Source organism: Pseudoflavonifractor phocaeensis (genome assembly GCF_021531375.1).
In the GTDB taxonomy this organism is placed as follows: Bacteria; Bacillota; Clostridia; order Oscillospirales; family Oscillospiraceae; genus Lawsonibacter; species Lawsonibacter phocaeensis_B.
Genome location: NZ_JADYTU010000022.1, coordinates 1 through 21,239, shown reverse-complemented (window position 1 = coordinate 21,239; position 21,239 = coordinate 1). Strand labels below are relative to the sequence as shown.

16 protein-coding genes and 1 pseudogene are annotated in these 21,239 nt (G+C 61.3%); 15 read left to right on the top strand and 2 right to left on the bottom strand.

What is annotated here, in order from left to right; all coding sequences use genetic code 11:
• The first annotated feature begins 32 nt into the window (after positions 1-32).
• From hprK to I6E39_RS08060, 7 genes are all read left to right on the top strand, one after another.
• Complete coding sequence (gene hprK / locus I6E39_RS08090; protein ID WP_235381102.1) at positions 33-989, top strand: HPr(Ser) kinase/phosphatase; 957 nt, start codon at positions 33-35, stop codon at positions 987-989.
• A 2-nt stretch (positions 990-991) separates the two neighbouring features.
• Positions 992-1,942, top strand: coding sequence for an ROK family protein (locus I6E39_RS08085; RefSeq protein WP_235381101.1), 951 nt, complete (start codon positions 992-994; stop codon positions 1,940-1,942).
• A 328-nt stretch (positions 1,943-2,270) separates the two neighbouring features.
• Entirely contained in the window at positions 2,271-3,176 is a 906-nt protein-coding gene (gene murB, locus I6E39_RS08080) for a UDP-N-acetylmuramate dehydrogenase (protein WP_235381100.1), read from the top strand.
• Positions 3,177-3,397: 221 nt separating this feature from the next.
• Positions 3,398-4,261, top strand: coding sequence for an RNase adapter RapZ (gene rapZ / locus I6E39_RS08075; protein WP_235381099.1), 864 nt, complete (start codon positions 3,398-3,400; stop codon positions 4,259-4,261).
• Positions 4,262-4,285: 24 nt separating this feature from the next.
• Positions 4,286-5,326: a gluconeogenesis factor YvcK family protein gene (locus I6E39_RS08070; RefSeq protein WP_235381098.1), complete on the top strand. Its 1,041-nt coding sequence runs from the start codon at positions 4,286-4,288 to the stop codon at positions 5,324-5,326.
• Between the two features lie 2 nt (positions 5,327-5,328).
• Complete coding sequence (gene whiA / locus I6E39_RS08065) at positions 5,329-6,219, top strand: DNA-binding protein WhiA (RefSeq protein WP_235381097.1); 891 nt, start codon at positions 5,329-5,331, stop codon at positions 6,217-6,219.
• A 504-nt stretch (positions 6,220-6,723) separates the two neighbouring features.
• Positions 6,724-10,233 (top strand): DNA polymerase III subunit alpha, encoded by a 3,510-nt coding sequence (locus tag I6E39_RS08060; protein WP_235381096.1) that lies wholly within the window; start codon positions 6,724-6,726, stop codon positions 10,231-10,233.
• A gap of 44 nt (positions 10,234-10,277) precedes the next feature.
• Here I6E39_RS08060 and I6E39_RS08055 read toward each other — a convergent pair whose 3' ends face one another.
• Entirely contained in the window at positions 10,278-10,808 is a 531-nt protein-coding gene (locus I6E39_RS08055; protein ID WP_235381095.1) for an ECF transporter S component, read from the bottom strand.
• Between the two features lie 144 nt (positions 10,809-10,952).
• Between I6E39_RS08055 and pdxR the strand changes: the two genes are divergently transcribed.
• The gene (gene pdxR, locus I6E39_RS08050) at positions 10,953-12,344 is read left to right on the top strand and encodes a MocR-like pyridoxine biosynthesis transcription factor PdxR (protein ID WP_235381094.1); all 1,392 of its coding nucleotides are present in this window, start codon (positions 10,953-10,955) and stop codon (positions 12,342-12,344) included.
• A gap of 165 nt (positions 12,345-12,509) precedes the next feature.
• On the opposite strand, the gene I6E39_RS08045 is transcribed toward pdxR, so the two are convergent.
• Positions 12,510-13,355 carry a helix-turn-helix transcriptional regulator gene (locus I6E39_RS08045; protein WP_235381093.1) on the bottom strand — a complete coding sequence of 282 codons (846 nt, stop codon included), beginning with the start codon at positions 13,353-13,355 and terminating at the stop codon, positions 12,510-12,512.
• A gap of 272 nt (positions 13,356-13,627) precedes the next feature.
• Here I6E39_RS08045 and I6E39_RS08040 point away from each other — a divergent pair, with 272 nt between their 5' ends.
• From I6E39_RS08040 to I6E39_RS08010, 7 genes and pseudogenes are all read left to right on the top strand, one after another.
• Positions 13,628-14,725 carry a CoA transferase subunit A gene (locus I6E39_RS08040; protein ID WP_235381092.1) on the top strand — a complete coding sequence of 366 codons (1,098 nt, stop codon included), beginning with the start codon at positions 13,628-13,630 and terminating at the stop codon, positions 14,723-14,725.
• Positions 14,726-14,745: 20 nt separating this feature from the next.
• Positions 14,746-15,549, top strand: coding sequence for a glutaconate CoA-transferase subunit B (gene gctB, locus I6E39_RS08035; protein ID WP_235381091.1), 804 nt, complete (start codon positions 14,746-14,748; stop codon positions 15,547-15,549).
• 59 nt (positions 15,550-15,608) lie between these two features.
• Entirely contained in the window at positions 15,609-17,357 is a 1,749-nt protein-coding gene (locus tag I6E39_RS08030; RefSeq protein WP_338127126.1) for an acyl-CoA carboxylase subunit beta, read from the top strand.
• Between the two features lie 73 nt (positions 17,358-17,430).
• On the top strand, positions 17,431-18,225 hold the full coding sequence (hgdC, locus tag I6E39_RS08025) for a (R)-2-hydroxyglutaryl-CoA dehydratase activase HgdC (protein WP_268842255.1): 795 nt from the start codon (positions 17,431-17,433) through the stop codon (positions 18,223-18,225).
• A 48-nt stretch (positions 18,226-18,273) separates the two neighbouring features.
• Positions 18,274-19,722 carry a (R)-2-hydroxyglutaryl-CoA dehydratase subunit alpha gene (gene hgdA, locus I6E39_RS08020; RefSeq protein WP_235381089.1) on the top strand — a complete coding sequence of 483 codons (1,449 nt, stop codon included), beginning with the start codon at positions 18,274-18,276 and terminating at the stop codon, positions 19,720-19,722.
• On the top strand, positions 19,719-20,855 hold the full coding sequence (gene hgdB / locus I6E39_RS08015) for a (R)-2-hydroxyglutaryl-CoA dehydratase subunit beta (protein ID WP_235381088.1): 1,137 nt from the start codon (positions 19,719-19,721) through the stop codon (positions 20,853-20,855). The genes hgdA and hgdB overlap by 4 nt, the downstream gene beginning before the upstream one ends.
• Positions 20,856-21,059: 204 nt before the next feature.
• Positions 21,060-21,239 (top strand): annotated as a pseudogene (locus tag I6E39_RS08010) (acetyl-CoA carboxylase biotin carboxyl carrier protein subunit); the annotation flags it as partial.

Here is a 21,239-nt window from a genome sequence, read left to right as displayed (position 1 = left end):
AGGGCCGGACGGCCGGAAAGGAAGTGGTCCCTATGCCGGAGAGCCAGTACAGCGTGAAGTTAGGAGAGATCATACAGGAATTTGAACTGGAGGTCCTGTGCGCTGCGCCTGATTATGAAAACGTTCCTCTGCGGACTGTGGATATGAACCGTCCGGGACTTCCGCTGGCGGGATTTTTTGAACATTTTGACACCAAGCGTCTGCTGCTGATGGGGCTGACGGAACATACTTTCGTGGCGGGGATGAGTTCTGCCCGCCGCAGGGAGAGCTTTGACCACCTGCTGTCCTACCCGGTGCCCGGCCTCATCATCACCCGGGGGCTGGAGCCCTTCCCTGAGTGCCTGGAAATGGCGGAAAAGCATGGCCGCACCATCCTGCGTACCCCGGCCCATACCTCCGCCTTTATGAGCGCCCTCATCGGCAGCCTGTACAACCGGCTTGCCCCCTGCATCACCCGGTCGGGGGTGATGATGGAGATCTACGGCGAGGGCGTGCTGTTCCAAGGCGAGTCCGGCGTGGGCAAGAGCGAGGTGGCCATCGAGCTGATCAAGCGGGGGCACCGCATCATTGCCGACGACGCGGTGGAGATCCGCCAGACCAACCACGGCGCCCTGGAGGCCACTGCCCCCGAGCTGATCCGGCACTACATGGAGCTGCGGGGCATCGGCGTCATCGACGTGCGCCGCCTGTTCGGCATGGGGGCCATCAAGGACAAGCAGCAGATCGACCTGATCATTAAACTGGAGCCCTGGGACGACCACGCGGTCTATGACCGGCTGGGCTTGGATTCTGTTCAGACGGAGATCCTTGGAATCAAGGTCCCCGCCATCACCATTCCTGTAAAGCCGGGACGGAATCTGGCCAGTATTGTGGAAGTGGCGGCCATGAACAACCGCAACCGGAAGATGGGACATAATGCGGCATTGGAGCTGACCCAGCGAATGGATCAGCACTTCGAAAAAATTATGGAGAACGAGGGAGAGAAGTGAGTATGTACTACATTGGCATTGACGTGGGAGGAACCAATCTGGTAGCCGGTCTGGTGGACGAAAAGGGCCACATTCTGGACAAGGTGAGCCACCCTGTGGACAAGAGCATGACGGCAGAGGAGCTGTGCGCCGAGTTGGCCCGCCTGGCCCGGAAGGTCTGCGAGATGGGCGGGATGGAGTACGGCCAGATCGAAGCGGTGGGCGTGGGCCTGCCCGGCCTAGTGGACAACAAGCGGGGCGTGGTGGTCCAGACCCCCAACATGGCCTTTGCTGACACCCCCTTCCGGGAGTTGTTCCAGCAGGTTTGGGACATCCCCGTGTTTCTGGGCAACGACGCAAACTGCGCCGCCATCGGCGAGTACTGGGCCGGTGCAGCCAAGGGCTGTGACCCTGCGGTGGTGGTCACCCTGGGCACCGGCATCGGCGGCGGTCTGGTGGCCGGCGGCAAGCTCTTTACCGGCTACGCCAACTCCGGCATGGAGGTGGGCCACATGATCATCCAGCCCAACGGCGTCCTGTGCGGCTGCGGCAACCGGGGCTGCTGGGAGCAGTACGGCTCCGCCACCGCCCTCATCCGCCTGACCCAGATGGAGATGGAACACTGCAGGGACAGCGTGCTGTGGGAGCTGTGCGAGGGCAACCGCTTCAAGGTCCAGGGCCGTACCGCCTTCCAGGGTGCCCGGCTGGGCGACCCGGCGGCCAAGCGGGTGCTGGCCACCTACCTCCAGGGCCTGTCCATCGGCCTGATCAACCTGATCAACGTGCTCCAGCCCGAGATCATCTGCCTGGGCGGCGGCATCAGCAACGCCGAGGACGACCTGCTGCTGGACCCCCTGCGTGAGCTGGTGCGTCAGGGCTCCTTCGACAAGAACTCTCCCACCCGCCTGGAGAAGGCCTCTCTGGGCAACGATGCCGGTGTGGTGGGCGCCGCCCTGCTGTGCAACATGGTGTAAGCCTCCGGTGTTTTTCGGGACCTGCTGACCAAGTGTTGTGCATAAAGGTTTCGGAGAAAAGGGCGGCTTGAGAGAAGACCATTGAAATTCCTGTGCTTTTTCATTGATATAAGGCTCGAAGCATAAGCCAATGCCTGGAACTTTGCTGAGGCTGCCGAAAAGAGTTTTTCGGCAGCCTCAGCTTTTTGCAGTTTTAGGGTGGAGGCATTTGGGACTTGAGGGCCGGCGGAATTTCTGATGTTCCCTATTCTAATTTCGTGGGAAATTTGCTATAATCATTCAATAGACCGAGATCGGTCTGCATCCTGATATGATTTGGAGGTCCATTATGGATCGCTTTGATACGTTGCGGGCGGAATTGGCCCGCCGCTGTCCGGAGCTGGAGCTGCGTTCCCAGGAGCCCATGTCCCGGCATACCTCCTTCCGCATCGGCGGTCCCGCCGCCCTGATGGCCCTGCCCAAAACGGAGGAGGAGGCCGCTGTGGCCCTTCGCACCGCCTGGGAGATGGAAATCGAGCCCTTTTTCCTGGGCAACGGTTCCAACCTGCTGGTCCCGGACCGGGGAGTGGAGCGCTTTTTGGTGAAGGCCGCCTCCGGTCTGGACAGCTGCCGGATCGAAGGAAATGTGGTACGGGCGGGCAGCGGGATCACGCTGGCCCGGCTGTCGGTGCTGGCCCGTGACAGCGGCCTGACCGGGCTGGAGTTTGCCAGCGGCATCCCCGGCACTCTGGGCGGCGCGGTGACGATGAACGCGGGGGCCTACGGAGGGGAAATGTCCCAGGTGGTCCGTTCTGTCACCTGCCTGACCCGGGCGGGGGAGCGGGAGACTCTGACCGAACTGGCCTTCTCTTACCGCCGCAGTCCCTTCACCGATGGCAGCCGCATGGTGCTGGGTGCGGAGCTGGAGCTGATGGCCGGGGACCGGGAGGCCATCCGGCAGAGAATGGAGGAGCTGTCCGTCCAGCGCCAGACCAAGCAGCCCCTGGAGTACCCAAGCGCCGGCTCCATGTTCAAGCGGCCTGCGGGCCATTTCGCCGGCGCTCTGATCGAGCAGTGCGGCCTCAAGGGCCTCTCTGTGGGGGGGGCTCAGGTGTCGGAAAAGCACGCTGGTTTTATTGTCAACCGGGGCGGTGCCACCTGCTCTGACGTGCTGGCTTTGGTGGATCAGGTAAAGCGGCGGGTGCTGGCGCAGACCGGCGTGGAACTGGAGATGGAAGTAAAAATATTGCAGTAAATTTTAGTTTATGGATGTATTATGGGGCGTCGGGGACGCCGCCCCCTACGCACGGTTCACAATATGGCTTCGTAGGGGGCGGCCTCTGGACGCCCCGCCCGTAGGGCGGCCCCTTGGGGCCGCCGCCAAAATACGGCGGGGGCAAGCCCCCGCCCTACCAAGCCCTCACCCTACATGAAACGATAAACTAAAATTTACAATTTGACACAGAGGTGATTCCAATGGAATTTGTCATTATATCCGGCCTGTCGGGGGCCGGAAAGAGCAAGGCGGCCTCCTTTATGGAGGATATGGACTTTTTTTGCGTGGACAATCTGCCCGCCCCTCTGATCCCCAAGTTTGCCGAACTGGGCATGGCGGGTTCTGGAGAGTACGACCGGGTGGTGTTGGTCACCGACGTCCGGGGCGGCACCAACTTTGACGCCCTGTTCCGGGCATTGGACGACCTGAAGGCCATGAAATGCGCCTACCGGATCCTGTTTATGGACGCCTCTGACGAAGTGATTATCAAGCGCTATAAGGAGACCCGGCGCAGCCACCCCCTGGGGGAGGAATGTGATAGTCTGGAGGAGGCCATTGAGCTGGAGCGGAAGATGTTGGCCCCCCTCCGGGAGCGGGCGGAGTACATCATCGACACCTCCAACCTGTCCAACGCCAAGCTGAAGGGGGAGCTGCGCCGGCTCTTTGCCAGGGGCGGCTCTACCGAGGGGCGGATGGAGGTGCGGGTGTCCTCCTTTGGCTTCAAGCACGGAGTGCCCATGGAGGCCGATCTGGTCTTTGACGTCCGTTTCCTGCCCAACCCCTACTATGTGGCCGACTTGAGGCCCCTCACCGGTCTGGACGAGCGGGTGCGGGATTATGTGTTTTCCAGCCCCCAGACCGGGGAGTTTATGGACCGTCTGGAGGAGTTCGTAGGCTGGCTGCTGCCCCGGTATGAGGAGGAAGGCAAGACCGCTCTGGTCATTGCCGTGGGCTGCACCGGCGGACACCACCGGTCGGTGGCCGTGGCCCACGCGCTGGCGGAGCGGCTGCGTAAAAACGGCGGCCCTGTGGCGGAGAGCCATCGGGACATGGGACGAAGCTGAAACCCACATGGAGAGGAGCGCGCCATGGTAGAACATATTCCCAACGTACAGCAGTGGGAGCGGGGACCCAAGATCGTCGCCATCGGCGGTGGAACGGGCCTGTCCACCATGCTGCGGGGATTAAAAAAATACACCAAAAACCTGACCGCCATTGTCACTGTGGCCGACGACGGCGGTGGATCGGGCATGCTACGCCGGGATATCGGGATGCCGCCTCCCGGCGATATCCGCCACTGTATGGAGGCGCTGGCCAATACCGAGCCCATTATGGAACGGCTTCTGACCTACCGATTTACCGAGGGTTCCCTGTCGGGCCAGTCCTTCGGAAACCTGATCCTGGCAGCGCTCAATGGAGTCACCGGCTCCTTTGAGGAGGCGGTGAGCCAGATGAGCCACGTTCTGGCCATCACCGGCCGGGTGATCCCAGTGACCAGCGCCGATGTGCAGCTGGAGGCGGTTTTTGAAAACGGCGCCCGGGTGGTGGGAGAGTCCAAGATCTATAGCTTTAAAAAGGAGCAGGACTGCCGCATTTCCCATGTGGCGCTGATCCCGGAGCGGCCCGCCCCGCTTGCCGCCGCCCTGGAGGCCATCGGAGAGGCGGACCTGATCCTGCTGGGGCCCGGAAGCCTGTACACCAGCGTCATCCCCAACCTGCTGGTGGACGGGGTGAGTCAGGCGGTGGCCCAGTCGGATGCCCCCAAGATCTACATATGCAACATCATGACCCAGGAGGGGGAGACGGAGGGCTACACCGCCGCCGACCACCTGGAGGCCCTGCTGGCCCACGGGGTTCCCGGCCTGGTGGATTTGTGTCTGGCCAATTCCGCCCCGGTCCATCCCGGTCTGGTGGAGAAGTACCGGGAGGAGGACGCCGCCCCTCTGGTCGTCGACCGGGAACGGATCGCGGACCTGGGGCTGGAGCTGGAGGAACGGCCGCTGGCTTCCGCGGAGGGAAACTATGCCCGTCACGACCCTGACAAACTGGCCGAAGCCATCCTGGAGATCTACCGCCGGCGGGCGGTGCGGATCTTCCACGGGGCGCGGCGCTACATTTTGGAGGAATGACCATGTCCTTTGCCGGAGACGTGAAAACTGAGCTGTGCCGCGGAAACGTGAGCCGCAAATGCTGCGCCCAGGCGGAGTGTTATGGCATTTTACTTTACTGTAATACGTTCTCTCCCACAGAGGTGCGGATCATTACCGAAAGCGACGCGCTGGCCCAGCGTCTGCCGCTGCTGTTCAAGAAGGCCTTCAAGCTGACTTTTGACCGGCTGCCGGACGGGGAGGGAAAGCACATCTTTTCCATCACCGACAGCAAAAAGCTGGGGGTGATCCAGCAGGCCTTCGGCGGAGATCCGGGGGCCCTGGCCCTCCATATCAATTTTGGGGTGTTGGAGGAGAGCTGCTGCCGCGCAGCCTTTCTGCGGGGAGCCTTTCTGGCCGGCGGCTCGGTGACCGACCCCCTGAAGGGGTACCACTTGGAGCTTTCCACCTCCCATCTCAGTGTCAGCCGAGAGATGCTGGCGCTGATGCGGGACATGAACCTGGAGCCCAAGGACGCCAAGCGCAAGGGAAACGCAGTGATCTACTTTAAACAGAGCGACCGGATCGAGGACTTCCTGACCACCATCGGCGCCCCCCTGTCTGCCATGGAGGTAATGAACGCCAAACTGGAGAAAAACCTGCGGGGGAGCGTCAACCGCAGGGTCAACTGTGACGCCGCCAACATGGATAAGGTGGTGGAGGCGGCCATGGCCCAGGTGGAGGCGATCCGGAAGCTGGAGGAGAGCGGCCGGCTGGCCGCCCTGCCGGACAAGCTCAAAGAGACGGCCAGCCTGCGGCTGTCCCATCCGGAGGACACGCTTGCCCAGCTGGCCAAGCTGTGCGACCCGCCGATTACAAAATCCGCCCTGAACCACCGCCTGCGCAAGCTGGTGGAGCTGTCCAGGGAGGAATAATATTCTATTATATAGGTAGTAAATTTTAGTTTATGGATGTATTATGGGGCGTCGGGGACGCCGCCCCCTACGCACGGTTTACAATATGGTTTCGTAGGGGGCGGCCTCTGGACGCCCCGCCCGTAGGGCGGCCCCTTGGGGCCGCCGCCAAAATGGCAGCCGTCGGACGGCGGGGGACGATTCCCACCGTCGGGGGGAAATGGCCGAAGGACAAAAGGGGGAGGGATAAGCCCTCACCCTACATGAAACGATAAACTAAAATTTACGGATGAGTCAGAGAAAGGCCGCTTCCACATGAAAAAGTGTTGGAGACAGGCGGTGTCGGGCGCTGTGGGAGGAGCCCTGCATCGCGGGACTGCTCCGGCATTCTGAGGGGCTTTGGGATATCCCCTCCCTGTTTGCAAGCTGGCTCTTTTGTTTTGTTGTCACTTTTGCGGTTTGTTCTCTGCTCCTTTGGCTACTGGACAAGCGTAAACGATAAAAATAGAAAGGCGGAGGTCCCCCATGTCCTTTGTCCATTTACATCTCCATACGGAATTCTCCCTGCTGGACGGGGCCTGCCGCATCAAAAAGCTGGTGGAACGGGTGAAGGAACTGGGCCAGGATGCCGTGGCCATCACCGACCACGGCTGCATGTACGGTGTCATCGACTTCTACCGGGCCTGCAAGGCCGCCGGGATCAAGCCCATTATCGGCTGCGAGGTCTATGTGGCCCCCCGGGGCCGCACCCGGTTCCAGAAGGTCCATGAGTACGACGCCGACTCCCGCCATCTGGTCCTGCTGTGCCGCAACGAGGAGGGCTACCGCAACCTGTCCTATATGGTGTCCCAGGCCTATCTGGAGGGCTTTTACATCAAGCCCCGGATCGACATGGACCTGCTGCGGGCACACTGCGGGGGCCTCATCGCCTGCTCCGCCTGTCTGGGCGGTGAGCTCCCCAAGCTGCTGCTGGCAGGGGAGTATGACCATGCCAAGGCCGTCGCCCTGGAGATGCGGGAGCTGTTCGGGGAGGACGGCTACTACCTGGAGCTCCAGGACCACAATATCCCCGCCCAGAAGCGGGTGAACGCCGATCTGCTCCGCCTCCATGAGGAGACGGGCATCCCCCTCATTGCCACCAACGACGCCCACTATCTCCGCCGGGAGGACGCGGAGATGCAGGACATCCTCATGTGCATCCAGATGGGCAAGACCCTGGATGATCCCAGCCGCATGAAATTTGAGACCCAGGAGTTCTACGTCAAGTCGGAGGAAGAGATGGCCGCCCTGTTCCCTGAGTGTCCGGAGGCCATCGAAAACACCGCCAAGATCGCCCAGCTGTGCAATGTGGAGTTTGAGTTCGGCAAGTACCACCTGCCCCATTTCCAACTCCCCGAGGGCTACGCCAGCGGGGAAGAATACTTCGAGAAGCTGTGCTGGGACGGCTTTGCCCGCCGCTACCCCGGTCAGTCGGAGGACTACCGGAAGCAGCTGCGCTACGAGATGGACATGATCCGGAAGATGGGCTTTGTGGACTACTTCCTCATCGTCTCCGACTTCATTGCCTTTGCCAAGGGCAACGGCATCCCGGTGGGTCCGGGCCGCGGTTCCGCCGCCGGGTCCATGGTGTCCTACTGTCTGAACATTACCGATCTGGACCCCATGAAGTACGGGTTGTACTTTGAGCGTTTTCTCAACCCGGACCGGGTGTCCATGCCCGATATCGACATCGACTTCTGCATCCGCCGGCGGCAGGAGGTCATAGATTATGTAAAGCGAAAATACGGGGATGACCATGTGGCCCAGATCGTCACCTTCGGTACCATGGCGGCCCGGGCGGCGGTCCGGGATGTGGGCCGGGTGCTCAATTTCCCCTATGCCGAGGTAGACGCCATCGCCAAGCTGATCCCCAGCGGACCGGGGGCCCTCCACATCACGCTGGAAGAGTCACTCAAGCTGTCCAAGCAGCTGAAGGATGCCTACGACGGGGATGGGCGGGTGAAAAAGCTCATCGACACCGCCATGGCCATCGAGGGGATGCCCCGGAACACCTCCACCCACGCCGCCGGCGTGGTCATTACCAGCCGGCCGGTGTGCGACTATGTCCCCTTGGCCACCAACGACGGCCTGCCCGTGACCCAGTACATTATGACCACGCTGGAGGAATTGGGCCTGCTGAAGATGGACTTTTTGGGCCTTCGAAACCTGACCATCCTAGATGACGCCGTCCGGATGGTGCGGGAGAAGGAACCGGACTTCACCTTGGCTTCCATTCCGGAGAATGACCCGGATGTGATGACCATGCTCAGCGAAGGAAAGACCTCCGGTGTGTTTCAGATGGAGTCCACCGGCATGACCGGCGTGTGCGTGGGCCTGAAGCCCAAGGACATTGAGGACATCACCGCCATCATTGCCCTCTACCGCCCCGGCCCCATGGAATCCATCCCCCGGTTCATTGCCAGCAAGCACAATCCGGAGAAGATCACCTATAAGCACCCCTCTCTGAAGCCCATCCTGTCCTACACCTACGGCTGTATCGTCTATCAGGAGCAGGTGCTCCAAATTTTTCAGCAGCTGGCGGGCTACTCCCTGGGGCAGGCCGACATGGTGCGCCGGGCCATGAGCAAGAAAAAGCGAAAGGAGATCGAGCGGGAGCGCCAATTTTTCATCTATGGCGACCCCGCGCGGAACATTGCCGGCTGTATCGCCAATGGCGTTCCGGAGGAGACGGCCAAGGCCATTTACGAAGAGATCGACGCTTTCGCCGAGTACGCCTTTAACAAGGCCCACGCCGTCTGCTACGCCGTGGTGGCCTACCAGACCGCCTGGTTCAAGTACCACCACCCCAAGGAGTACATGGCCGCTCTGCTGACCTCGGTGCTGGACTCCACCGAAAAGGTGGCCGAGTACATCTCCGAGTGCCGGGACATGGGCATCCAGCTCCTTCCCCCAGATGTGAACCAGTCCCACGCCGACTTCACCGTGGTGGGGGAGGGGATCCGCTTCGGCCTGGTGGCTCTGAAGGGTGTGGGGCGGAACGTCATCAACGCCCTGTTGGCGGAACGGGAAAAGGCGGGGCCCTTTATAGACTTCATGGACTTCTGCGACCGGATGTTTGACCATGACCTGAACCGGCGGGTGCTGGAGAGTCTCATCAAATCGGGGGCCTTCGACCGGATGGGCTACCGCCGCTCCCAGCTGATGCAGGTCTACGGCCAGGTGCTGGACGGCATCGCCGCCGGACGGAAACGGAACGTGGAGGGCCAGCTGGACCTGTTCGGACTGGGCACTGGGGGAGGGGACGGCGCACCCGCCCCCCTGCCTGCCCTCCATCTGCCGGACCTGCCCGAATACAGCCCCCAGGAGCTGATGAGCATGGAGAAGGAGACCACCGGCCTCTACCTCTCCGGCCACCCTATGGACCAGTACCGGGAGACGGCCAGAATGAAGGGGGCGGTGACCATCGGCTCTATCATGGCGGACTTCGACCGGGAGGATGGCCCCCAGGAGTATCGGGACGGTCAGCGGGTGTCCATCGCGGGCGTCATCGCCACCTACAAGACCCGGACCACCCGAAACAACACCCTGATGGCTTATGTGAACTTGGAGGATGACACCGGAGGCATTGAGCTGCTGTGCTTTTCCAGAGTGTTGGAGGAGAGCGGCAGCTATATCCGGGAAAACAGCGCCGTCCTTGCCGCCGGAAAGATCTCCGTCCGGGACGAAAAAGAGCCACAACTCATGGTGGACTCCATCCGGCCCCTGGGGGAACCGGACAGCGCGGCGGCAGAGGGAGAAAAGCTGTACCTCCGGTTCCCCAGCCGGGAGGACCCCAGGCTGCGGAAGGTGCGTTTGGCCCTGTCCTTCTTCCCTGGGGACAGCCAGGCCATCCTCTACTTCGAGGACTGCAAAAAGCGGGTGGGGACCCGCTGCCAGCTTCACCCAGCCCTCATTGAAGATCTGAAGGAGCGGCTGGGGAAAGAAAATGTGGTGCTCAAGGGAAAACAAGATGTCGAAAGCATGATATACCAATAAAAAATGGCTGCCCGCCGGGCAGCCATTTTTTATATCAGAATTTGTTAGATGCGGGCCAGAACGCGGCTCTTGTTCAGGACGGCGTATACCGCAATGGCGGCCACCAGACCGAAGACCCCCTGGACGATGTTGCCGGGGATAGAGGCGGCGGCAGCCAGCCCCTTGCCCAGCCACAGGCTGGCGTAGCCGAAGTAGCCCACAACCATGATGGTCTCGGCCACCACGCCGCTGACCGCCTGGGAGAGCAGCAGATTATGGGAGGCGCGGCTCTGGAGTGCCCGGAAGATCAGGGCTGCGGCCACCGCCATGGCCAGCTTGATGGCGAAGGTGCCGGGAGCATAGTGGGCGTAGCCGGACAGCAGGTCGGCCAGCATGGAGCCGATGCCCGCGGCGGCGCCGCCGTAGAGGGGACCCAGGAGCCAGGCGGACAGCAGCACGGCGCAGTCGCCCAGATTGACGTAGCCCTGCATGGGGGAGGGGACCTGGACCACCATGGTCATCACATAGGTCAAGGCGGCGAACAGAGAGGCGAGCACCAACTGGTAAACTTTCTTGTAGGATTTGGAATTGGTCATTGGAAAGACTCCTTTGCCCGGATGGGTCCTGACCATCACGGGAAAAATTTTCTTGCATTTCTGCTTGAGATGTATTTTAATCATAACTGGTATGAATGAAAGGTCCAATTTAAGACTTTTTTATAGGACCAGATGGAGGGACATATGCTGACCTATGATTTGGAGCGCCGGGGGAGCCTGGCCCGGTATGACTATCTGTACCGCTGCATCAAGGAGGATATTCTGTCCGGGCGGCTGGCAGCGGGAGAGAAGCTGCCCTCCAAGCGCGCTCTGGCCCGGCACCTGGAGACGGCGGTGGTGACGGTGGAGAACGCCTACGCCCAACTGGCGGCGGAGGGCTATCTCCGTTCTGAGGAGAAGCGGGGCTATTTTGTCAGCTCCGTGGAGACCAGACCTGCCCCGATCCGGATAGAGGAGCGGGACGAGGGGCAGCAGGAGGGGGAGCGGACCTGGCTGTTGGATCTGAAGAGCGGCGGCAGCGGCACCGAGGGCTTCCCCTTTTCCGTGTGGGCCAAGCTGATGCGCAGGGTGCTGACGGAGGAGGGGGAGGCGCTGCTCCGCTCCATGCCCCACAGCGGCGTTCCCGAGCTGCGCCGGGCCATCGCCCGGCACCTCTACCAGTTTCGGGGGATCACCGCCGCTCCGGACCAGATCGTGGTGGGGGCGGGGACGGAGTACCTCTATAATCTGATCGTCCAGCTGCTGGGTCGGGACCGGGTCTATGGGGTGGAAGACCCGGGCTACTCCAAGGCGGCCCGGGTCTATGAACTCAGCGGGGCCCGGTGCGTGTTCCTGCCTGTGGACGGGCAGGGGGTCGCTCCGGAGAGGGTGGAGACCAGCGGCGCCCAGGTCCTCCATATCTCACCCAACCACCAGTTCCCCACCGGGGCGGTCACGCCCATTGCCCGCCGCCAGAATTTGCTGCACTGGGTTGGAGCGGAGGGGGGGCGGTACATCATTGAGGACGATTACGACAGCGAGTTTCGTTTTATGGGCCGTCCCATTCCAACTTTGCAGAGCATCGACCGGGGAGAACGGGTCATCTATATGAATACCTTTTCCCGGTCTCTGGCCCCGTCCCTCCGGATCAGCTACATGGTGCTGCCCCGCCCCCTGCTGGAGACCTACCGGCGGAAGCTGGGTTTTTACTCCTGCACCGTCCCGGCCATGGAGCAGTATACCCTGGCCCGTTTCCTGGAGGAGGGGGGCTTCGAGTCCCATGTCAGCCGGATGCGGGTGTTCTACCGGGGCAGGCGGGACGCGGTGCTGGAGGCCATCCGGACCAGTCCCCTAGCCGGACGATGCCGGATCCGGGGGGAAAACGCGGGACTTCACTTTTTAATGGAACTGGACACGGAGCGGGAGGACGGGGAACTGGCCGCCCTGGCGGAGGAGCAGGGCATCCGTCTGTCTTTCCTGTCTGCGTATCAACACAGTCCCGGGGCCGCCGCCCCCCACACGGTGGTGGTCAATTACCCCGGCGCGGACCTGCTGCATCTGGACGAGGCTCTGGAGCGCCTGGCCGGACTGATGTAAAAAGCTGCCGGGGACAGCTTGTCCCCGGCAGCTTTTTATTGTGTATGGTAAGCGGACTGGCTCCGGCATGGGAGAGGCTCAAAGTATAGGATTTGCAGATGTTGACCAAAAAAGGGGAGTGATCGAGGGGAAAATGGGGGAAGAGGGACCTTGCAAAGGCGGGAGTCACTGCTGCTTGGGGTTTCCCCGGAGCAGGATCTGGTCACTGGACTGGTATTCCTTGGAGTACCGCCCGGGCGTGACGCCGGTGAGATGACCAAAGGTCCGGATGAAGTGGGAGTTGTCGGAAAAGCCTGAACGTTCGCCGGCCTGCTGGACGCTGACTCCCTCCTGGAGAAGCTGACGTGCCAAAAGGACACGGCTATATATAATGTATTCCATCACGGAGAAACCGGTGGCGGCCTTGAAAATACGGCAGAGATAGTGCTTGCTGATGTAGAAGTGGCCGGCGATCTGGTCCAGGGACAAGGGTTCGGACAGGTTGTCCCGGATGTAGTCCAGGATGGGAACCACGCGGAGAAAATCCTTGTTGCGGATGGCTTCGCCGGCGGTGGCGGCGTTCAGAGTGGGGGCCACCCGGATGAGCAGGTTGAGCAGCGCCACCGTCTGATGGATGTCACTGCCGAAAGAACCGTCGTTTTTGTTGCGTTCCAGGGCCTGAAAAAGCTCGATAATCTCCGTCATCTGCGTGCTGTCCAGGGTGGCCCGGCGGAAGGGGTCCTGGGTCAGCTGGGTAAAATCCGTCTGGGGCGTGGACAGCTCCACCAGAGCCTTTCGGCTGATGTGGAGGACGTAGCGGGCATGAAAGCCGGTGGCCATGGTGCGGTGCAGGGTGTTTTCGCCAATTAGATACAGGGTCCCGCGGCGCAGGGGATACACCTGGTCGTTGACAAAAATGTTGCCCGGCGTGGTCAGAGGAAGCAGCAGCTCGTAGTGGTCATGAAAATGGAGGCGGCTCATATTCCAGGTATCGTTGTGATTCAATTGAAGATGAAATTCTACGTTATTCATAGCGAACCTCCGTCAGGTAGAGCGTGAGCAGGCGCCTCGGCGGAAAAACCACAGACGGGCCGCCCACTCAAAAGCCGGGGAAAGAGGGTCCTTTCCCGGGGTGATGGTATTATAGCACGGTAGGAGAAGATATGCAAACTTTTTGCTAAATTACAAATAGACCTTTGGAAGAAGTTGTGGTAAACTAGTATCCGTTGAATAGCGCACACATGCACCTTGAAAACGAGAGGAAAAGAGAACACTAAAAAATCTTTTATAATGGGGGTTTTACCATGAACAAAGTGTACACCTTGCATGACGCCGTGGCAAAATTCGTCGAGGATGGTGACGTCCTTGCAATTGGCGGCTTCACCACCAACCGCAAGCCTTACGCTACGGTGTCCGAGATCCTGCGTCAGGGCAAGAAGGACTTCATTGTTTACGCCGGTCCCGGCGGCGGTGAGGTCGATATGCTCATTGGCGAGGGCCGCGTGGCTGCTTACATCAACTGCTACACCGCCAACTCCGGCTACACCAACGTGTCCCGCCGGTTCCGCGCCGCCATCGAGCAGGGCAAGCTTACTTACGAAGACTACTCTCAGGACGTCCTGATGCTCATGCTGCACGCCGCTTCCCTGGGCCTGCCTTTCCTGCCTGTCCGCCTGATGCAGGGCTCCGGCCTGATGAAGTACTGGGGCATCAGCGAGGAGAAGCGCAAGACCATGCCCAAGCTGGAGGACCTGAAGTGCGCTGAGATCGAGAACCCCATGGTTCCCGGCCAGAAGGTCGTTGCCGTTCCCGTGCCTAAGTTCGACACCGCTATCATCCACGTGCAGCAGGCCAGCCCCGACGGCACCTGCATCATCTGCGGCGACGAGTTCCATGACATTGACATCGCCGTGGCCGCCCGCAAGACCATCGTGACCTGCGAGGAGATCGTCTCCAACGAGTTCATCCGCCGCGATCCCACCAAGACCCGCATCTTCGGTGAGTGCGTGCAGGCTGTTGTGAAGGCTCCCTACGGCGCCTGGCCTTCCCAGTGCTATGACTACTATGATGACGACGACGCCGGCCTGAAGGAGTATGACAAGGCCTCCAAGTATCAGGACGCCGAGGACGCCGTGGCCCAGCTGGCCAAGGCCGCTGCCAAGGCTGAGAAGGCCGCCGCCGCCAAGCCCGAGGACGCCAAGCTGGCCGATGCCGCCGCCAAGGCCAAGAAGGCCGCTGAGGACGCCGCCGCCGGCGTGAAGATCCCCGAGACCTTCAAGGACTACGTGGAAAAGTGGGTCTACAGCTGCGAAGATCAGGCCGCCCTGCTGGATAAGATCGGCGGTTCCCGCCTGATGCGGCTGAAGAACGAGCCCCATCTGGGCTATTCCACGACTCACTAACTTAGGAAGGGGTATTAAAAATGTCTGATTATACGAAGTATACCAAGCAGGAGATGCAGGCTTACGCCATTGCTAAGAATATCAAGGAGAATCAGATCGTTATCGTGGGTACCGGCCTGCCCCTGATCGGCGCCTCTCTGGCCAAGCGGGCCGTGTGCCCCTCCTGCCATCCCATCGTGGAGAGCGGCCTGATGGACTGCGATCCCGTGGAAGTTCCCCGCTCCGTGGGCGACAACCGCTTCATGGCCCACTGCGCCGTGCAGTGGCCCAACATCCGCTTCGTGGGCTTTGAGGCCAACGAGTGGCTGCACGACGAGGACCGTCTGGTGGCCTTCATCGGCGGCGCCCAGATCGATCCCTACGGCAACGTGAACTCCACCTGTATCTTCGGCAAGGGCGATTATCTCCAGCCCACCACCCGCTTCACCGGCTCCGGCGGCGCCAACGGCATCGCCACCTACTGCAACACCATCATCATGATGCAGCACCAGAAGCGCCGCTTCATTGACCATGTGGACTATATCACCTCCTGTGGTTGGATGGACGGCCCCGGCGGCCGTGAGCGCGCCGGCCTGCCCGGCAACCGCGGCCCCCAGATGGTGGTCACCGACCTGGGCATCATGAAGTTCGACGACGAGACCAAGCGGATGTACCTGGCCTACTACTATCCGTTCTCCACCCCCGAGATGGTCCAGGAGAACACCGGCTTCGAGGTCGATGTGTCCCGTGCCCAGCTGATGGAAGGCCCCAGCCCCGACATCATCAAGCTGATCCGCGAGGAGATCGACCCCGGCCAGGCCTTCATCAAGGTCCCCAAGGAGTAAAACGGGATACCCCATCCATACTGAATATATAGGAGGAGTTTACATTGGGTAACTATTCCATGCCCCGGTATTTCCAGAATATGCCCGTGGTGGGCAAGGCTGTCCGCCCCAACCCCGAGAACGTTGAGGAGCTGAAGGCCATCGAGGACGACATCCACGCTCATATCGTGGATGGCCTGCAGAACGGCAAGGCTGACGAGGACATGAACAAGAAGGGCCAGCTGACCGCCATGCAGCGCGTCTCCCTGCTGGTGGATCCCGGCACCTGGTGCCCCCTGAACAGCCTGTACAACCCCGAGAAGAACAAGAGCGGCACCACCTCCATCATCAAGGGTCTGGGCCGCGTCAACGGCAAGTGGTGCTGCATCATTGCTTCCGACAACAAGAAGCATGCCGGTACCTGGGTCCCCGGTCAGGCCGACAACCTGCTGCGCGGCTCCGACACCGCCAAGCGGCTGCGCATCCCCCTGATCTACCTGCTGGAGTGCGCCGGCGTTGAGCTGGACCAGCAGGAGAAGGTGTACCCCAACCGCCGCGGCGGCGGTACTCCCTTCTACCGCAACTCCGAGCTGAACCAGATGGGCATTCCCGTCATCGTGGGCATCCACGGCACCAACCCCGCCGGCGGCGGCTACCACTCCATCTCTCCCACCGTGCTGATCGCCCATGAGAAGGCCAACATGGCCGTGGGCGGCGCCGGCATCGTGGGCGGCATGAACCCCAAGCCCCATGTGGACATGGACGCCGCCCTGGCTCAGATCGAGGCCACCAAGGGCCTGCGTGCCGATCCTCCCGGATCCGTCTCCATCCACTTCGGCCAGACCGGCTTCTTCCGCGAGGTGTACACCGAGCAGGAGGGCGTTATCGCCGGCATCAAGAAGTATGTGGACATGCTGCCCAGCTATGATCTGGAGTTCTTCCGTGTGGATACTCCCCAGTCTCCCGCCATGTCCGACGCGGAGCTGTACGACCTGGTGCTGAACAACAAGAACCGTCCCTACGACATGTATTCCGTCCTGGGCCGCCTGTTCGACGGCAGCCAGTTCATGGAGTACAAGAAGGGCTACGGCCCCGAGATGATCACCGGCCTGGCCAAGGTGGACGGCCTTCTGGTGGGCGTGGTTGCCAACCAGCAGGGCGTGTTCGCCAACTATCCCGAGTACAAGATGGCCAAGTACGGCCAGGCCATGGGCGCCGGCGGCAAGCTGTACCGCCAGGGCCTGATCAAGATGAACGAGTTCGTCACCCTGTGTGCCCGTGACCGCATCCCCATGATCTGGATCCAGGATACCACCGGCATCGACGTGGGCGACGACGCCGAGGTCGCCGAGCTGCTGGGTCTGGGCCAGTCCCTGATCTACTCCATCCAGAGCAGCAAGCTGCCCATGATGGAGATCACCCTGCGCCGCGGCACCGCCGCCGCCCACTACGTCCTGGGCGGCCCTCAGGGCAACGACAACAACGCCTTCTCTCTGGGCACCGCCGCCACCGAGATCAACGTCATGAACGGCAAGACCGCTGCCAACGCCATGTACACCGGCCGTCTGGCCAAGGATCAGAAGGCGGGCAAGGATCTCCAGCCCACCATCGACAAGATGAACGCCCTGATCGACGACTACGACGTGAAGTCCAAGCCCCTGTTCTGTGCCCAGGCCGGCCTGGTGGACGAGATCGTTGACATGCCCATGATGCGTAACTACATCGTGGCCTTCACCGATGCCTGCTACCAGAACCCCGAGAGCATCTGCCCCTTCCACCAGATGCTGCTGCCCCGCACCATCAAGGACTACGACGATCTGAAGAAGTAAGAGCCTTTACCAGCCGGGCGGTGGTACACGCCGCCGCCCGGCGCCATATTTTCGTGACGGAGAGACATTCATTATGAGTATTTACACCCTCGGAATCGACATTGGTTCCACCGCCTCCAAGTGCGTGATACTTGCCGACGGCAAGGACATCGTCAGCAAGTCCCTGATCGCTGTGGGCGCCGGCACCAGCGGGCCCCAGCGGGCCATCGCTCAGGTGCTGGAGGAGGCCGGTATGACCAAGGAGGACATGAGCTATGTTCTGGCTACCGGCTACGGCCGCAACTCTCTGGAATCCGTTGCCAACCACCAGATGAGCGAGCTGAGCTGCCACGCTAAGGGCGCCACCTTCCTGTTCCCCGATGTCCACACGGTCATTGACATCGGCGGTCAGGACGTGAAGATCCTGCAGATCGAGAACGGTGTCATGACCAACTTCGTGATGAACGACAAATGCGCCGCCGGTACCGGTCGTTTCCTGGATGTAATGGCCCGGGTGTTGGAGGTGAAGGTGGAGGATCTGGGAGCGCTCAGCGCCCAGTCCACCAAGGATGTGGCCATCAGTTCCACCTGCACCGTGTTCGCGGAAAGTGAGGTCATCAGCCAGCTTGCCCAGGAGACGGACAAGTGTGATATCATCAAGGGCATCCACCGTTCCGTGGCCAGCCGTGTAGTCGGTCTGGCCCACCGGGTGGGAATCCGTGATCTGGTGGTGATGACCGGAGGCGTGGCGCAGAACGTGGGTATTGTACAGGCCTTGGAGGAGGAGCTGGGACACACCGTCCATACCTCGCCTCTGACCCAGTACAACGGCGCTCTGGGCGCCGCCCTGTTCGCCTATCAGAAGTATCTCAAGGAGCAGAAGGCCTAAAGACCCTCTGTACAGCAATATCTATTTATAAATTAGGAGGAAACTAACATGGCTAAAACTGTTAGCCCCGGCGTCCTGGCTTTGCGAAAGGTCGTCGATGATGTCCATGCGGACGCCCGCAAGGCTCACGCCGAGGGCAGACTGGTTGGTTGGTCCAGCTCCAAGTTCCCCTGCGAACTGGCTGCCGCCTTTGATCTGGATGTCATGTATCCCGAGAACCAGGCCGCCGGCATCGCCGCCAACCGCGACGGCGAGATCATGTGCCAGGCCGCTGAGGACCTGGGCTTTGACAACGACATCTGCGGCTACGCCCGCATCAGCCTGGCCTACGCCGCCGGCAAGCGCGCTTCCCGCAAGGTGGACCTGGAGACCGGCGAGTACGTCATCAATCCCAACAGCGGCAAGCCTCTGAAGGACGAGAACGGCAAGGTGGTCATCGACCCCGAGACCGGCAAGCCCAAGAAGGACCCCAAGACCATGGTGCCCTATACCGTGCTGGATGACATCTATGAGATCGAGGCTCTGCCCGAGGGCCGCGAGAAGGAGCTGCGCAAGGCCGCGATCAAGCCCTACCGTCAGATGCAGATTCCTCAGCCCGACTTCGTGCTGTGCTGCAACAACATCTGCAACTGCATGACCAAGTGGTATGAGAACATCGCCCGTATGCGCAACATCCCCCTGATCATGATCGACATCCCCTACAACAACACCGTTGAGGTTGCCGATACCAACGTGGCCTATGTCCGTGCCCAGTTCGACAACGCCATCAAGCAGCTGGAGGAGCTGACCGGCAAGAAGTTCGACGAGAAGAAGTTCGAGCAGGCCTGTGCCAACGCCAACCGCACCGCCAGCGCCTGGCTGCGCGTCTGCGACTACCTGCAGTACAAGCCCGCCCCCTACAGCGGCTTCGATCTGTTCAACCACATGGCCGACATCGTCACCGCCCGCGCCAAGGTTCAGGCCGCCGAGGCCTTTGAGCTGCTGGAGAAGGACCTGGCCGAGGCCGTCAAGAACGGCGAGACCACCACTCCCTTCCCTGAGCAGTACCGCGTCATGTTCGAGGGCATCCCCTGCTGGCCCAAGCTGCCCAACCTGTTCAAGCCCCTGAAGGCCAACGGCGTCAACGTTACCGCCGTGGTGTACGCCCCCGCCTTCGGCTTCGTCTATGACGACCTGGACGGCATGGCCCGCGCCTACTACAAGGCCCCCAACTCCGTGTGTATCGAGCAGGGCGTTGATTGGCGTGAGGGCATCTGCCGGGACAACAAGGTGGACGGCGTTCTGGTCCACTACAACCGTTCCTGCAAGCCTTGGTCCGGCTACATGGCCGAGATGCAGCGCCGTTTCACCGAGGATCTGGGTGTGCCCTGCGCCGGCTTCGACGGCGACCAGGCCGATCCCCGTAACTTCAACGAGGCTCAGTATGAGACCCGTGTCCAGGGCCTGGTCGAGGCCATGGAGGCTAACAAAGCGAAGAAGGAGGCCGAGGCGAAATGAGCACCGAGGTTTTGCTGAACGAATTTAAGGAAGTTTCCGAGCACCCCCACGTTGTGCTGAGCGAGTACAAGAAGCAGGGCAAGAAGGTCATCGGCGTGCTGCCCTACTACGCTCCCGTGGAGCTGGTCGTGGCCGCCGGTATGGTGCCCATGGGCATCTGGGGCAGCAACAACAAGACCATCTCCATGGCTAAGGAGTACTGCGCCACCTTCTACTGCACCATCGCCCAGCTGGCGCTGGAGATGCTGCTGGACGGCACCATGGATCAGCTGGACGGCATCATCACGCCCACCATCTGCGACACTCTGCGTCCCATGAGCCAGAACTTCCGCGTGGCTATGAAGGATAAGCTGCCCTGCATCTTCCTGGCCCATCCCCAGCACCGCAAGCCCGCTTTCGGCCTGCAGTTCACCGTGGATCAGTACACCCACGTGAAGAACGAGCTGGAGAAGATCGCTGGCACCACCATCACCGACGAGGCTCTGCGCGAGGCCATCAAGGTCATGAACCGCAGCCGCGCCGCCCGCCGCGAGTTCGTCAAGCTGGCCGGCCAGCATCCTGACGCCGTTTCCGCCGTCAACCGCTCCGCCGTCCTGCGCGCCGCTTGGTTCATGGAGCCCGTCCCCTTCGCTGAGAAGCTGGAGGCCCTGAACGCCGAGCTGAAGGCCCTGCCCGAGTGCAAGTGGACCGGCAAGAAGATCGTCACCTCCGGCATCATCTGCGACAATCCCAAGCTGCTGCAGATCTTTGACGACAACAAGATCGCCATCGCCGCCGACGACGTGGCCCAGGAGAGCCGCGCCATCCGTGTGGACGCCGCCGAGACCGGCGATCCCATGATGGCTCTGGCCCAGCAGTTCGCCGACCAGGACTACGAGGTCCTGCTGTACGACGAGCACTCCAACCAGAACCGCCGCGGCGAGTACGTGGCCAATCTGGTGAAGAACTCCGGCGCCCAGGGTCTGGTGCTGTTCATGCAGCAGTTCTGCGACCCCGAGGAGATGGAGTACCCCTACCTGAAGAAGGCGCTGGACAACGCCGGTGTGCCTCACATCAAGCTGGGCGTGGACCAGCAGATGCGGGACTTCGGCCAGGCCAGCACCGCCATCCAGGCTTTTGCCGACGTGCTGTAAGGGAAAGAAAGTATACGGGCGCAAGGCTGTGAATGTCCGGACCTTGACATATCAGAACATAAAATGATATAATGGCACAAATTTCGGGTTTTTCCCGCCTTATGACGGGCGGGAAAAACCCGAAGTAGTGGGAAGATGCCTGAAAAAGGTTCGGACCCGGCGTTTAAGCGCCAGACTATTAAATTGTAAAGGGGAAAACAAGCTATGAACTACAACGTTACCGTCAACGGCAAGGTTTACAGCGTGTCCGTCGAGAAGACCGGCGCCGCTGCCCCTGCCGCCCCCGTGGCCGCCGCGCCTGTGGCTGCCGCTCCTGTGGCCGCTCCCGTGGCTGCTCCTGTTGCCGCCCCCGCCGCTGCCCCCGCTCCTGCCGCTGCTCCCGCA